The organism is Mycobacterium toneyamaense (assembly GCF_055384815.1).
Genome location: NZ_AP040333.1, coordinates 4,894,626 through 4,908,830, shown reverse-complemented (window position 1 = coordinate 4,908,830; position 14,205 = coordinate 4,894,626). Strand labels below are relative to the sequence as shown.

Below are 14,205 nucleotides of genomic sequence, written 5' to 3'. Positions count from 1 at the left end.
TGTTGTCGTCGGGTCATGCCGCCGTGCTGCGCCCGGTCGGCAGAGACGGGGCGCCGGTGTCGACGAATGCGCGGATGGTGCGGCCCATGTCGGATATGGCGGCCCGGGCATCCGGAAGGATGTCGGCCCCGGCGTGGAAGACGTGCAGTGCGCGATCCCAGATCTGCAGGGTGCAGGGCACCGCGGCCGCGCGGCAGCACTGAGCCAGTTGTTCGGCGTCGGCCAGGAGTACTTCGGTCGAGCCCACCTGGATGAAAACCGGTGGGAGCCCGGTGAAGTCGTGGTTCACCGGCGACCAGCGCGGGTCCAGCTCGCCGCCGGCCGCGAAACCGACCAGGGCGGGGACCGAGAGGGTGAAGGCCGACAACACGGCGTCCGTCCGATCGTTGGCGTGGGCGAGCCTGCGGGCCGGATCGAATTCGGCCCACGGCGCGATGGCGACGATGCCGCCGGGCATCGGCAGCCGGCGCTCGCGTGCGGCCAGCGCCGCGGCGAAGGCCAGGCCACCGCCCGCGGAATCGCCGGCGAACACGATCTTTTCGGGAGCGAAGCCCAACCCGAGCAGATGCTGGTAGGCATCGAGCGCGTCGGCGACAGTGTCGGTGATGTGGGCCGCCGGCAGTTGCCGGTAGTCGACGTTGAGCAGCGGGATACCTGCGGCGCGGGCGATGCGGCCCGCGATCCGGCGATGGCTGTGCAGTCCACCAGCCACAAAACCACCGCCGTGGAAGTAGAGGATGGCACCGCCGGTGACGTCGTCGGGGCCGGCGATCGTCTTGTGCCACAGCCATTCCGCGCGGCAGGTGGCGAAGCGCAGGGCGCGGCGGCGGGTGCCGCGCGGCGGCCGTAGCGGGACGGTGATCAACTCGGCGCGGTTGGCGATGCGGAACGCGGGCGTGCCGCGCAGCGGACCGCGCCAGGCCAGCCGGGCGATACCGTCGAGTGCGGGCCGAATTGTCCTGCGGCCCAGCGCATCGGCGACGCGCAGTGACCGGCTCGCGCGGCTGGGCAACTCGATGGTCACCGAATCGATCGCACTCATGCGTGCACGCCCGCGGTGGTGGCCGGGATTTCGTAGCGGTAGTCGTCCAGCGGGAATCTGCGGTTGCCGCGGCTGGCCTCGAAGAAACCGGAGGGACGGATGTATGTGGTGTCGCCCTGCGAGTTCCGGTAGTAGGTGGGCACATGCCCGTTGAGGTCGCCGAGGTAGTAGCGCAACGGTTCCGCACGTCGGTAGGTCGTGCGATGGTAGGCGTCGGCGGCCTCCGGGCGAATCTCGCAGACGTGCGCCGCGCGGCGGCGGGTCTCGGTGATCGCGCGGACGGCGTGGTCCGCGGTCATCTCGACGAAGGCGTGCCAGCCCGACCCGGTCCACGAGTACGGGCCGCACAGCGTCCACCGGTTGGGCAGCCCCGGCACCGAGACGCTCTCGTACGCCTGCAGGCCTTCCTCGTTGTAGAACTTGGCGAGATCGAAACCGGCCCGGCCCACGACGGTTCCCGGGCGATACGTCTCCGGATCGGAGAACACCTCGTAGCCGGTGGCCAGGATCAGCACGTCCAGCTTGTGGAGCATTCCGTCGCGGGTCCGGACGCCGGTCGGCGTGATCTTCTCGATGGGATCGGTCACCAGCGACACGTTGGTGCGGTTGTAGGCCTGCAGATATCCGTTGGACATGGTCGGCCGTTTGGCGAGCAGACCGAAGTTCGGTGTCAGCTTCGCGCTGGTTTCCGGGTCGTGCACCGTTCTGGCCACGAATCTGCGGTAGCCGCGGATGCAGAGCGCGTCGGCTCGATCCAGCGTCGAATGCGAGGTCCGCAGTGCCCCACGGAGAATCAGGTCGACCACGACCAGCACGCCGCCGTGGATCGTGGCCTGCACACCGGGGATCGCCAGCACCTTCTTCATCACCGCCGGTACCCGGAAGTCCGGCTTGGGAATGGACCAGACCGGGGTGCGCTGGAACACCGTCAGATTGCCGACCTCCGGTGCGATCGCCGGAATGATCTGCACCGCACTGGCTCCCGTGCCGATGATGCCGACGGCCTTGCCGGTCATGTCGTAGTCGTGGTCCCAATCGGTCGGCCGCTGCACCTTGCCCTTGAACGATTTCGCGCCGGCAATCCCGACGTCTTCCTTGGGCCGGACGAACGCGCCCACCGCGCTGATGACGAACCGTGCCGTGATGACGGAGCCGTCGGCGGCATGCAGCTTCCAGAAGTTACCGGTGTCGTCCCACTCCTCCCGTTCGACGTTGGTATTGAACCGGATACGCGAGTACAGCCCGTACTTTCGGGCCACATCGACGTGGTACTGCTTGACCTCCGCGCCTTTGGCGAAGAAACGATCCCAGTTGGCGTTGCGCGCGAACGAGTACTGATACGCGATGGTCGGGATGTCCACGCCGAGACCCGGGTAGTGGTTCTCGTGCCAGCTGCCGCCGACATCGTCGGCGCGCTCCAGGATGACGAAGTCGTCGATGCCGGCCTTGCGGAGCTTCACGCCCGCGGCGATACCGCCGGGCCCGGCGCCGATGACGGCGACCTCGAATTGCGGCGTCGTACTCATGCGCTCACCTCTTCGGGCACGTGCACGGTGTTGCGGGTGAAACGGTAGTCCGACAGCGGGAAATGCCGGTTCGCCCAGCGCATCTCCAGAACCGTGGTCGGGCGGAACGCCGCGGCGTCGCCGTGATGATTGAGGTAATACGTGTTGGAGCCGCCACACGCCGAGGTCATCAGGGGAGTTCCGGCGACGCGCTTCTGCATGTCCGCGAAGAAGCGGTCGTGCGGCTCCTGCTTGACCTCGACGCGGGTGGCGCCACGCTGCCGGGCCTCGGTGATCACGCGCACGGCGTGGTCCCCGGTCGACTCGATCAACACCAGATACGAGCCCGGGGCGTAGGCGTACGGCCCGATGACGAGGAAGGCGTTGGGGAACTTCGGTGCCGAGACGCCCTGGTACGCCTGGTAGCGGTTGGCCTCCCAGAACTCGTTGAGATCGACGCCGTCACGGCCCAGGGTCGGGAACGGCGGCGTGCTGCCCTTGGCCATGACCTTGAATCCGGTGGCGCACACCAACACATCGATGTCGTGCGCCGCGCCGCCCTCGGTCACCACCGCGTCGGGGGTGACCTTCTCGATGGGGTCGGTCACCAGATCGACGTGCGGCAGGTTGTAGGTCTTGAAGTACTCGTTGTGCATCGACGGTCGCTTGCAGCCCAGCAGGTACTTCGGGGTGAGCTTCTCGCGCGTCACCGGATCCTTGACCTGCGTGCGCATCCAGAGTTTCAGCGCGGCTTCGGCGCCGCGGATGAGCGGCTGCATCCGCCGCCCGTGCAGCATGCCGGCGCCGACACCGAGTTCGACGCCCACCATGCCGATCGCGCGCAACGGCGCGCGCAGTATCGGGGTGCCCAGCACCGCCCTGGTGACCCGGCCCGTGTGCCAATCTGGCTTGGGCGCGACCCAGATCGGGGTGCGCTGGAACACCGTGAGGTGGGCGGCGACTTTGGCGACCTCCGGAATCAGTTGCAGCGCACTGGCGCCCGTGCCGATGACGCCGACCCGCTTACCGCGCAGATCGACGCTGTGATCCCAGGCGGCGGTGTGCAGCACCGTCCCGCCGAAGCTGTCGATGCCCGCGATATCCGGGAGGTTCGGCACCTCCAGGCCGCCGATGCCCGCGATGATGAACCGGGCCGTCACCTCGCCGGAATCGGTACTGACGTGCCAGATGTCGTTCGCCTCGTCGAACCGGCATCCGGTGACCGTGGTGTTCAGGCGCAGCTTCGGCCGCAGCCCGTGGGCATCCACGACCTCCTCGGCGTACGCCTGAATTTCGTGGCCCGGTGCGAAAAGCCGCGACCAGTCGCCTTTTTGGTGATAGCTGAACTGATAGATGAACGACGGAATGTCGACCGCGACGCCGGGGTAATGGTTGGCGTGCCACGTCCCGCCGACCTTGTCCCACTTGTCGAGGATGACGAAGTTCTCGATGCCGGCCTGCCGGAGCCGGACGCCGGCGTTGATGCCGCCGAAGCCCGCACCGATGACGACGACCTCGAATTCGGGGCTGGATGTCATTGTCATATCTCCTATTTCCCGGTCAGCCGGGCGAGTGCCTTGCCGGCGACCGGGATCACGGATTCGATGCGGTCGAAGGACGCGCGCGCGAGAACTGCGCGCGTGAGGCTGGGGGAGAACCGGAACAGCCCGTACAGCAGCCAGGATTCCGGTGCGACCGGTACGACGGCCGAATTCCACCGCACGGCCCGTTCGATCGCCCGGGCAACCTTCTGCGGTGAGGTGTAGGCGTATCGCTGCATACCGCCCGCGGTCTCGCGCCACGCCGCCTGCTGCTCCGCGGTGAGCCCGGCCCGTTGGCCGTTGGCGAGCAGGTTGGTCCGGATGGCGCCCGGGCAGATCGCGGTCACGCCGATCCCTTTGCTGCGCAACTCCACTCGTAGCGCCTGCGAGGCCATCAGGACGGCCGACTTCGCGACGCCGTACGCGGGCTCGAGCCCCGATGGAAAGTACGCGGCCGCCGACGACAGATTGACGATGTGGCCGGGAATCCCATCGTCGATCATCTGTTGCGCGAAGACCCGTGACCCGTAGATGACGCTCATCAGGTTGATGTCGATCTCGCGCTGCCACTGCGCGGCGCTCATCTCCACGAACCCGCCGAGGTCCATGACGCCGGCGTTGTTGATCAGCACGTGGGGTGCGCCGAAGTGGGCAAACATCCACTCGCCGAAGGCCTCCCACTCGTCGTCGGCGGCCACGTCCAGCCGGTAGGCGACGGCTTGGCCGCCTGCGCCGACGATCTGTTCGGCCGTCTCCTTCGCGGCCGGCATGTCGATGTCTGCGACGATGACCCGACCGCCTTTGGCGGCGAACAGCTTTGCCGTCTCACGCCCGATACCGGCCCCCGCGCCGGTGACGATGACGTTCTTCATCGCTTCCCTCCGAACAGCCTGCCCGACAGGGCGACTGCCTTGTCGGCGATCGACATCGTGAACAGGCCGTAGAGACCGCGGGCCGCACTCGGTGACAGCCGGTACAGGTACCAGCCGGCCCAGGCCTCGACGCCGACCGGGACCGTCGAGAGGTTCCAGCGCACCGCGCGTTCGATCGCGGCGGCCACCCGGTCGGGGGACCGGCCGATGTAACGGTGGCCGGCGGCGAGCTTGGCCGCCCAGTCCGAACTGTCGCTGTCGTCGACGCCGCCGCGAGTCCCGTTGGCGGCCAGGCTGGTTCGGATCAGCCCTGGGCAGATCGCGCTGACGCCGATGCCCTTGTCACCGAACTCCGCACGTAGCGCCTGGGTGCCGAACCACGCGCCGGCCTTGGCGACCACATACGAGGGGGCGATGGGCGTCGGCATGAACGCGCCGACCGAACACACGTTGACGATGTGGCCGCGCACCCCGGCGTCCGTCATGCGTTGCACGAACAACCGAGATCCCACCAGGGGGCTCATCATGTTGATCTGGATCATTCGCCGCCAGTCCGCGTTGGACTGCTCCAGGAACCCACCACCGATGAGGATGCCGGCGTTGTTGACGACGACGTCGGGCACGCCGTGTTCGGCGCACACCCGGTCGGTGAAATCCTCCCAGTCGGTGAGGTCGGCGACGTCGAGTCGCCGGAACACCGCGCGGCCGCCCGCGTCCTGGATGAGGTCGACCGTTTCCTTGCCGGTCTGCTCGTTGATGTCGGCCACGACGACCTCGGAGCCGTTGCGGGCGAACCGCACGGCCGTCGCACGTCCGATGCCGCTGCCGCCACCCGTCACCACTGCCACCGTCATGGCCGACATCCGTCGGTGGCGCTGGGTGAGCTGTGTGTATCGGTCATTTCGACTCCTTGGGTCGACCTCATGAAAAGAGTTGAGCGGTAATCAATTTCGGTAGGCGGGAATGCGTCGCCGGGCCTACGTCGTGCTCATCGCGGGCATCGCCAGGGCGCCGCCGTCGGGCTGCTTGCCGTGGAGCCGATGTCACATTTCGGATAGTAGCCCTATTTGAATATGGGGGCAATATCAAATTTGGAGCGCGCCGAGGCGGTAGTCTGGCCTCTCGCCGGCGACCGGTGGGCGGACCTGCGGAGGACACTGTGGCGGCTCGGAAAGTGTTGACACGCGCAGAGAGTCAGGCGCAGACGCGCCAGGAGGTGCTCGATTCGGCGGCGCGGCTCTTCTATGCGAACGGCTATCACGGCACCTCCATCGCAGCCATCGCGGCTGACGCCGGGCGCACCATCGGTGCTGTCTACAGCAACTTCGCGGGCAAAGAGGCGCTGTGCCTCGAAGTCCTCCGCACGAGGTACCTCGCGGAAACCACCAAACTGCTGGAAATGCTTGTCGGCGAATCTGATTCGATGGACGACAGGTTCGGGGCGCTGGCGACCTGGTGGTCCCGGTTGTCCTCGGACATCCCGCTCACGGTGCTCGGTTCGGAGTACCTGTTGAGCACCTTGGGAGACCCGGAGCAGACCGCCGGGACGAGGGAGACCATCGATCGGTTCCGGGAGTCGGTCCGGGTGATGGTCGAGGACCTGATACCCGAGGGCGTCGACGCCGCAGACCCGCGCTTGGACGAGGCGATCGACGCCATCGTGGCGACCGGAAGCGGATTGGCGATATCTCAGGCGATCGGGATGGCCGACGCCGACCAGAGTGCGGCGCTGCTGGTCACCACGCTGCGGATGTGGATGGATCGGTTGGCCACACCGCAGGCCGCGGACGATCAGTGCGACAAGCCCGGGCCGACCAAGGGGAAGCGGGCCGGCACCAAGAACACCAGGAAGCCGGCGTCGCCCAGCCGCTGAGCGCGCCGACCGCGTTGGCACACCGCGACATCCGGTGATCCCGTGGTTGTCCGGTGCCGGGATCTGGCAACCTCGACACATGTTCGTGCGAACACTCGTCGCCTTGGGCGCGCTGCTGTCGGTCGGGAACTTCGGGCCGGACCTCGGCGCGGCCTCGGCAGCACCACAGCCCGCCCCGCCGCCGGTGTCACCGCAGGCCGCTGCGGCCGGACTGATCGACGTCCGGTCCGTCGTCCCCGATGCGGTGATCGACCTGCGCTACGCCACCCCGAACAACTTCGTCGGTGTCCCGCTGTATCCCGCCGATGCCCGGTGCCTGATCCACGAGTCCATGGCGCCGGGGCTGGCCACCGCCGCCCGGATTCTGCGCGCGCACGGCGAGGTACTGACGTTCTGGGACTGCTACCGCCCGCATGACGTGCAGGTCCGGATGTTCCAGGCCGTGCCGGACCCGAACTGGGTCGCCAAACCCAGCCAGTTCGCCCGCAGCCACGAGTCCGGTCGGTCGGTGGACGTCACCATCACCGGCGTCGACATGGGTACCGATTTCGACGACTTCACGCCGCGCGCGACGGCCTACGCGACCACGGGCGTCACCCCCGCACAGCAGGCCAACCGCGCGCGACTGCGCGACGCGATGGTCGCCGGTGGGCTGACTGTGTACCCGGGGGAGTGGTGGCACTTCAACGGGCCTGGCGCATCCGAGCCGCGCCCGATCCTCGACGTGCCGGTGAACTGAGTCAACCGGCGACCAACTGCGCCAGCAGGGCCCGGTGGTCGGAACCGGGTACCTGCAGCGTCCGCAGCGACGTGGCCACGTAGCCGCGCGTGAGGATGTGGTCGACCGCGAAGACCGGTGGCGCGACGATGTCGGACGGATGCGTGCGAACCACCCCGGCGCCGGCCTGTGCGCCGGCGTCCTGATAGCCCTGCCGCAGCAGCCGGCGGAATTCCCGCATGTCCGGAGTCGCGTTCAGGTCACCGGCCAGCAGCACGGGGCCCGTGCTTGCCCGGGCAGCCGTCAGCAACGTGCCCGCCAGTCGCGCCAGGTCGTCGCGCCAGCCCTGTAGCGGGTCGGGCCAGGGCGCGGACAGGTGCACCGTCAGCACGCGGGTGGGGGCGGGTGCCTCGGGCAGGTGGACGTCGGCGGCCAGCATTCCCAGCCAGAAGCCGTCGTCGATGCGGATGTCACTGATCGGGTGACGGCTCCAGAGCCCGACGCCCCCGGGTTCGTCCATCTCGCGCAGCGCCCGGTGCGGGAACAGCCGGTCGAGCCCGGCCGACTCCAGCCGCGCCAGCGCCGCGGGCGTGAGTTCTTGCAGCGCAACGATATCCGCGCTCTCCTCGGCGTACCGGACGACGGCTTCGGCGTCGGCCCGCCCGTAGCGCAGATTTGCCGACAGGAACCGCAGTGCCGTCCCCGACGGCGCCTTCGCGCGGCGGAACAGGGGTAGTTGTATGACGGCCGCGACGACGGTGGTGCCGACCGCGACCGCTGCCAGCGGCCAGTTTCCTGCGGCGCCGAACAGGATGGCGGCCACGGGGGCGCCGATGAGCGCATACGGGGCGCCGGCGGCCAGTGCCAACAGTGTGCGGTTGACGATCGGAACCCACCGCACCGCGAGGCCGGCCGCGGCTGCGCACAGCGTGATGGCACCGGCGTATGTCAGAACTGAATGCCACATCGCGATGATTTGCCTCCGCACTTCTCGTGTTGGCCGTGCCGGCTCGCGTCGAGCTGTTCCGAAAAATGTACCGGACGTATGTTCTGCCTCGTCCCGGTGACTTTGGCAACGATAATTCGTATTTGCTGAGCTCGGTAATTACGTGTGCTATGTAACGCGGATGCGTGAAATCATTGGAGAATTCTGTCAGGAGTCTATCAGTGGGCTGTGAATAGACAATGGCGTTCTACCTGGTTGTTGACCATAGGTATGTTTATTTCTCCAACGGTTCTGCAGATTTGTTGCCGTCATTGGCGGTAATGTCTCCGCCATTCATCGACGGCCTCGTAACAATTCGCTGGCCGGTCGTTCGGGGTGAGGAGGACGGCATGTATTGGTCGCTGCGTGGATTGGTCCGTGCCTGTGTGTTTCGCGGCATTGTCGCGATGCTCCCGATCGCACTGATCTGCGCGTACGCGCCGTCGAGTGGGCCGGCGAATCTGACCGCCCAGATCGAGAACACCGCCGAAATCGTGTCTGCGCCGTCGACCATCGGGATCGCCGACTCGGGGCTGTACGGACAGACCCAGGCGCAGATCGACCAGACACTCGACACCCTGCAGTCCATCGGGGTCCAGGACATCCGGGTCTTCGTGCCGTGGATCTTCGTCGAACCTGCGCAGGGCACCTACAACTGGTCCTACATGGACATGGTCATGCAGGCCGCGGCCGACCGGAACATGGGCGTCATGGTGGAGATCGCCAGCACGCCGACATGGGCGGGCTCCTCGACGTCCATCACAGGTGCCGGCACGCCGGACCCGGCCACGTACGCGGCGTTCGCGGCCGAGGTGGCCAAGCGCTACGGCTCGACCATCTCGGCGTACGAGATCTGGAACGAGCCGAATTACGTGTTGTCGTCGGATCCCATCGACGCCACTGCCTACGCGGCGCTGCTCAAGGCGGCCTACCCGGCGATCAAGGCGGTCGACCCGACCGCCACCGTGGTCGCCGGCGCGCTCGGCAGCGTCATCAGCTTCGGCAGCATCACGCTCGATCCGGTGACGTTCGTCAAGGAGATGCTGGCCGCCGGCGCGTCCGGCTACTTCGACGCGTTGTCGTTCCATCCGTATCAGGAGTCGCTGCCCTTCTCGTCGGGCGCCGGCGTCGCGAATTCCCCACTGACGCAACTGAATGCGATCTATCAGCTGCTGCAGCAGTACGGCGACGGCAACCTCAAGATCTGGATCAGTGAGTTCGGTGCGTCGACCAACGACGTCAGCGAGCAGACCCAGGCCGACCTGATCAAGAACCTGCTCGATACGTGGCAGACCCTCGCCTATGCCGGGCCGGTGTTCATCTACACCGCGCAGGACGGCGTCGCCGGTGCCGACGGCTACGGCATCTACAACGCCGACTGGACCCCGAAGCTCGCCGTCGCCGTCATCGCGGCGGCCATCAAGGAGTACGCCACCAGCGCGGCCGGAGGTGTCGGCTCGACGGTCGGTGGCATCGTCTCCGGTGTCACGGCGATAGCCCAGTCGCTGGCGAGTCTGCTGAATTCGATCAGCCTGGCGATCCAGGGCGAGTTCCAGCAGTTGGGCAAGGCCATCAACGCCTGGGTCACGGCGGTCAGCTCGCACCTCAGCGGAGTCCTGCCGACATCTACGCCGTTGGCCGCAAAGGCAACCGCCACCGCCACCGCCGCCACGGCATCCGTTGCGACGACGACCGCCGCCACCGCGGCGGCCGCGGAATCCGGGACGACCGAATCCACGGAAACCACATCGACGGCAACCAAGCTGAAGAAGCGCGCCAAGGTCGCCGGGTCAACCGCGTCGGCGGTGTCAGACACCACCGCGCCGTCGGGTACCGCTGCGGACGGCAAGACGTCGGATACCGCCGCGGACGGCAAGGCATCGGACGCCGCCGCGGCTGACCCGGCCGGCAAGACGTCGGGCAAGCCCCGCAAGGATGACGGATCGACGTCACCCTCGAAGGACACGCGCGGCAAGGCCACCACGTCGGACAAGGCCAACACGTCCGACAAGGCCACGAAGCCGGACCGGTCAGACGCTGGGGCGTCGGACGCGCCGCCACCCGTCGACAAGCGTTCCCACCGGCACCGCGACGCGAGCGCGAAATCGTCGGCATCCGGCAGCTGATCCCGAAAACGAGTAGCGCCCCCGACCTCGGGTCGGGGGCGCTACTCGTCGAAAATGCCTACGCGGCTTCCTTCTGCTTGGTGTAGGTGACCAGGCTGACGTCGAGGCACTCGTCAAGGAAGTAGAACTGGCAGCCGGTCAGATACTTCATGTACCGGTCGTAGTTCTCCTGGCCCGCGATCTCGATGGCCTTGTCCTTGGCGTGCTCCAGGTTGGCGGCCCACACGCCGAGCGTCTTGATGTAGTGGTTGCGCAGCGACAGCGGCTCGGGGACGTTGAAGCCGGCCTTCTCGCCGTGATCCACCATCATCTGGGTGCTGGGCAGCCGGCCGCCGGGGAAGATGTCGGTCGCCATGAACTTGATGAACCGGGCCATCTCGAACGTCAGCTTCTTGCCGCGCGCGGCCATGTCCATCGGGTGGTAGCTCACGCTGCTCTGGATGGTCATGCGGCCGTCGGCGGGCATGATCTCGTAGCAGTTCTTGAAGAAGTCGTCGTAGCGCTCGAAGCCGAAGTGTTCGAAGGCCTCGATCGACACGATGCGGTCCACCGGCTCGTGGAACTCTTCCCAGCCCTTCAGCAGCACGCGGTGCGAGCGGTCCGACGCGGTGTTGCTGAGCAGCTCCGTGCAGAACGCCTGCTGGTTCTTGCTCAACGTCAGGCCGATGACATTGACGTCGTACTTCTCCATGGCGCGCTGCATCGTCAGACCCCAGCCGCAGCCGATCTCCAGCAGCGTCATGCCGGGCTTGAGGTCAAGCTGTTCGAGGTGCTGGTCGACGTTGGCGAGCTGGGCCTCCTCCATCGAGACGAACGGTCCGGTGAAGTAGGCGCAGCTGTACTTGCGGGAGTTGTCCTGGAACAGCCCAAAGAAATCGTCGGACAGGTCGTAGTGCGCCTGGATGTCCTCGAAATGCGGCCGCATGTCCTTGGCCTCTGCGGACTCCTGAATCATCTGTAACACCTAACTTGACCTTCCTCACTGGGTGGTGATGCCGGTCACTAAATCACAATCGTGCCCGCACAATACCTGGCCTCCGGCCGATTCCTTGACGTTGGTGTAACGCGCCGTCACGGTCAGTCGAGACAGCAAACGTAACCGCCTTGAGGCCGGTAGCCGCGTTCATTCCCCCAGCGTGGCGGCGGCTGTGACCGGACTGATACGTCTATGGGATTTCGGCAAATGTGGTGGCCAGTTCACCGGCGATGTCGTCCCAGAGGGGCTCGGGCAGGTCATGACCCATGCCGTCGAACAACACCAACCGAGCGCGCCGGATTGCCTTGGCCACTGCTCGACCACCGCTCGGTCGCATCAGTTTATCGGCCCGACCATGGATGACGAGCGTCGGGACGGTGATCATCTCGTCGTAGTGCCGCAGGCTGCCGCTGCCCAAGATGGCCCCGAAGTGGCGCGCGACGCCGACGGGGTAGTACGAGCGGTCGTAGCTTTCGGCGGCGTCGGCCTCGGCCTGGTCGAGCGGCGTCGGGTAGGCGGGGCTGCCGATGATGCGGCCGACGTTGACCGCGTTGGCGATGACGCCGGCGCGCGACGTGTCCTGCGGCCGCGTCGTGATGGCCTTGAGCTGCTTCGGGCCGGGCGGCGGCAACAGCGGCTGGTTGTTACTGGAGAAGATGACGCCGAGCGTCTTGGTCCGGTGCTGGTAGCGGGCCGCGAAGACCTGCGCGATCATGCCGCCCATCGAGCCGCCGACGATGTGTGCCTGCTCGATCTCCAGGTGATCCAGCAGTGCCGCGGCGTCGTCGGCCATGTCCTCCAGCGTGTAGACCGCGTCGCTGCGCAGGCCGGCGTACGACCGCAACATCCGGGGCAGCAGCGCCGAACCGGCGTGCCTGCCCTCGATCTTGGTGGACAGGCCCACGTCGCGGTTGTCGAACCGGATGACGCGGTAACCCTTCTCGATGAGCTTGTCGCAGAAGCCTTTTCGCCACAACAGCAGCTGCGCTCCCAGGCCCATGATGAGCAGCACCGCCGGATCGTCCGGATTGCCCATGTCCTCGTAGGCGATCTCCAGGTCGCCCGAGCGGGCGAATCCGGTGCGGACCTCGGGGGTGGTGTCTCGTTCGGGCTGCATATCTACTCGTATCTCAGCGGGTGCTGTTCGATGGTCGGATTCGGCCTTCGGGGCCTACCCCTCGGATTGGCCGTCGGCGTTCTTGTGGTCGCGGCTGATGTCCACCATGAAGTTGGCGAAGTAGCCCTTCAGCTGGGGGTCGCTCATCATCTGCCACCGCGGCGCCAGCAGCTTCATGTAGCGCTCGACGTACAGGAACTGCTTGCCGATCAGGACCAGCTCGCGCGGCAGCTTGACGTCGTATGCGTCGGCGAGCGCGGACAGTTGCTTGCCGATCTCGGCGTACGACATGTCGCCCAGTGACTTCATGGTCAGCGGCGTGGCGAAGGCCTCCAAGTCCTTGGCGGCCTGGCCCTCCGGTTTGACGGTGCCGACGGCGCCCATCATGACGACGATCCGGCCGGCGGCGGCGTGGTCTTTCGAGACCAGCAGCGCGTACACCAGTTCGCGCAGCAGCCACCGGGTCCGCGGGTCGATGCGGCCCATGATGCCGAAGTCGAAGAAGACGATCTTGCCGTCCTTGTCGACGTGGAGGTTGCCGGCGTGCAGGTCGCCGTGGAACAGCCCGTGCTTGAGACCGCCCTCGAACACGCTGAACAGCAGCGCCTTCACCAGCTCCTCACCGTCGAACCCGGCTTTGCGGATGGCGGCGGCGTCGTCGATCCGGATGCCCTCGACGCGTTCCATGGTCAGCACGCGCTCGCTGGTCAGGTCCCAGTAGACCTGGGCCACCCGGATGTTCTGGCCCAGCGGCGAGGCGTGCATGTGCGCCACCCAGGCGTCCATGGACTGCGCCTCGAGCCGGAAGTCGAGTTCCTCGGCGAGGTTGTCGGCGAAGTCGGCGACCACGTCCTGCGCGGACAGGCGCTGGCCCAGCTTGGCCAGTTCGGCGAGCTGCGCGCCGCGCTTGAGGATCTGCAGATCGGCGGCCACGCGGCGGCGGATGCCCGGGCGCTGGATTTTGACGACGACCTCTTCACCGGAGTGCAGCGTCGCGTAGTGCACCTGGGCGATGGACGCGGAGGCGAAGGGCTCGTCGTCGAAACTGGCGAAGAGGTCGGCCGGGTCGCCGCCGAGTTCTTCGCGCAGCAGCTTGTGCACCTCGTTCTTGTCGGCCGGCGGGACCCGGTCGAGCAGGCTGCGGAACTCGCGGCTCAGCGGCTCGCCGAAGGCGCCGGGGCTCGACGCGATGATCTGGCCGAGCTTGACGTACGTCGGCCCCAGATCGGAGAACGTCTTCGGGACCTGCTTGATCACCTTCTGCTGCAGGCTGCCCTTGGAAAAGGCGCTGCCGACGACGCGTACGCCGGTCCGGGCGAGCTGCCAGCCGGTGGCCCCGATGCGGGCGGCTTCGACGGGCAGCGGCACCCGGTCCAGCCTGGCACCTTCACGGTGCGGTGTCTTCCGCGGAGAACTCATTGGTGAAGTGTCTCAAAACCCCGGGTACCGC

Annotated in this window: 12 protein-coding genes; 3 read left to right on the top strand and 9 right to left on the bottom strand. The window is 67.0% G+C overall.

Annotation, left to right across the window (positions count from 1 at the left end; translation table 11 throughout):
- Positions 1-13 precede the first annotated feature (13 nt).
- From ACZ5IQ_RS23680 to ACZ5IQ_RS23660, 5 genes are read right to left on the bottom strand one after another with little or no spacing between them, the layout of a single operon-like run.
- Positions 14-1,042, bottom strand: coding sequence for an alpha/beta hydrolase (locus ACZ5IQ_RS23680; protein ID WP_212806961.1), 1,029 nt, complete (start codon positions 1,040-1,042; stop codon positions 14-16).
- Complete coding sequence (locus ACZ5IQ_RS23675) at positions 1,039-2,568, bottom strand: flavin-containing monooxygenase (protein ID WP_406802892.1); 1,530 nt, start codon at positions 2,566-2,568, stop codon at positions 1,039-1,041. Before ACZ5IQ_RS23675 ends, ACZ5IQ_RS23680 begins: the two co-directional genes overlap by 4 nt.
- Entirely contained in the window at positions 2,565-4,091 is a 1,527-nt protein-coding gene (locus ACZ5IQ_RS23670; RefSeq protein WP_212806959.1) for a flavin-containing monooxygenase, read from the bottom strand. Before ACZ5IQ_RS23670 ends, ACZ5IQ_RS23675 begins: the two co-directional genes overlap by 4 nt.
- Positions 4,092-4,096: 5 nt before the next feature.
- Positions 4,097-4,960, bottom strand: a complete 864-nt coding sequence (locus ACZ5IQ_RS23665) for an SDR family NAD(P)-dependent oxidoreductase (RefSeq protein ID WP_212806958.1) — start codon at positions 4,958-4,960, stop codon at positions 4,097-4,099.
- On the bottom strand, positions 4,957-5,814 hold the full coding sequence (locus ACZ5IQ_RS23660) for an SDR family NAD(P)-dependent oxidoreductase (RefSeq protein WP_212806957.1): 858 nt from the start codon (positions 5,812-5,814) through the stop codon (positions 4,957-4,959). Before ACZ5IQ_RS23660 ends, ACZ5IQ_RS23665 begins: the two co-directional genes overlap by 4 nt.
- Before the next feature lie 320 nt (positions 5,815-6,134).
- Here ACZ5IQ_RS23660 and ACZ5IQ_RS23655 point away from each other — a divergent pair, with 320 nt between their 5' ends.
- Positions 6,135-6,833 (top strand): TetR/AcrR family transcriptional regulator, encoded by a 699-nt coding sequence (locus ACZ5IQ_RS23655; protein ID WP_244872773.1) that lies wholly within the window; start codon positions 6,135-6,137, stop codon positions 6,831-6,833.
- Positions 6,834-6,912: 79 nt separating this feature from the next.
- On the top strand, positions 6,913-7,572 hold the full coding sequence (locus ACZ5IQ_RS23650; protein ID WP_212806956.1) for a M15 family metallopeptidase: 660 nt from the start codon (positions 6,913-6,915) through the stop codon (positions 7,570-7,572).
- Between the two features lies 1 nt (position 7,573).
- On the opposite strand, the gene ACZ5IQ_RS23645 is transcribed toward ACZ5IQ_RS23650, so the two are convergent.
- Positions 7,574-8,518 carry an endonuclease/exonuclease/phosphatase family protein gene (locus tag ACZ5IQ_RS23645; RefSeq protein WP_212806955.1) on the bottom strand — a complete coding sequence of 315 codons (945 nt, stop codon included), beginning with the start codon at positions 8,516-8,518 and terminating at the stop codon, positions 7,574-7,576.
- Positions 8,519-8,886: 368 nt separating this feature from the next.
- On the opposite strand from ACZ5IQ_RS23645, the gene ACZ5IQ_RS23640 reads away from it, so the two are divergent.
- The gene (locus tag ACZ5IQ_RS23640; RefSeq protein ID WP_464480371.1) at positions 8,887-10,662 is read left to right on the top strand and encodes a cellulase family glycosylhydrolase; all 1,776 of its coding nucleotides are present in this window, start codon (positions 8,887-8,889) and stop codon (positions 10,660-10,662) included.
- A 58-nt stretch (positions 10,663-10,720) separates the two neighbouring features.
- Here the strand turns inward: ACZ5IQ_RS23640 and ACZ5IQ_RS23635 are convergent, their stop codons facing one another.
- The 3 genes from ACZ5IQ_RS23635 to ACZ5IQ_RS23625 all read right to left on the bottom strand — a co-directional run bounded on the left by ACZ5IQ_RS23635 (position 10,721) and on the right by ACZ5IQ_RS23625 (position 14,174).
- Positions 10,721-11,617 carry a cyclopropane mycolic acid synthase family methyltransferase gene (locus ACZ5IQ_RS23635; protein ID WP_212806953.1) on the bottom strand — a complete coding sequence of 299 codons (897 nt, stop codon included), beginning with the start codon at positions 11,615-11,617 and terminating at the stop codon, positions 10,721-10,723.
- Positions 11,618-11,828: 211 nt separating this feature from the next.
- Positions 11,829-12,755, bottom strand: coding sequence for an alpha/beta fold hydrolase (locus ACZ5IQ_RS23630; protein ID WP_212806952.1), 927 nt, complete (start codon positions 12,753-12,755; stop codon positions 11,829-11,831).
- 54 nt (positions 12,756-12,809) lie between these two features.
- Entirely contained in the window at positions 12,810-14,174 is a 1,365-nt protein-coding gene (locus tag ACZ5IQ_RS23625; protein WP_318985742.1) for an ABC1 kinase family protein, read from the bottom strand.
- Between the last annotated feature and the right edge of the window lie 31 nt (positions 14,175-14,205).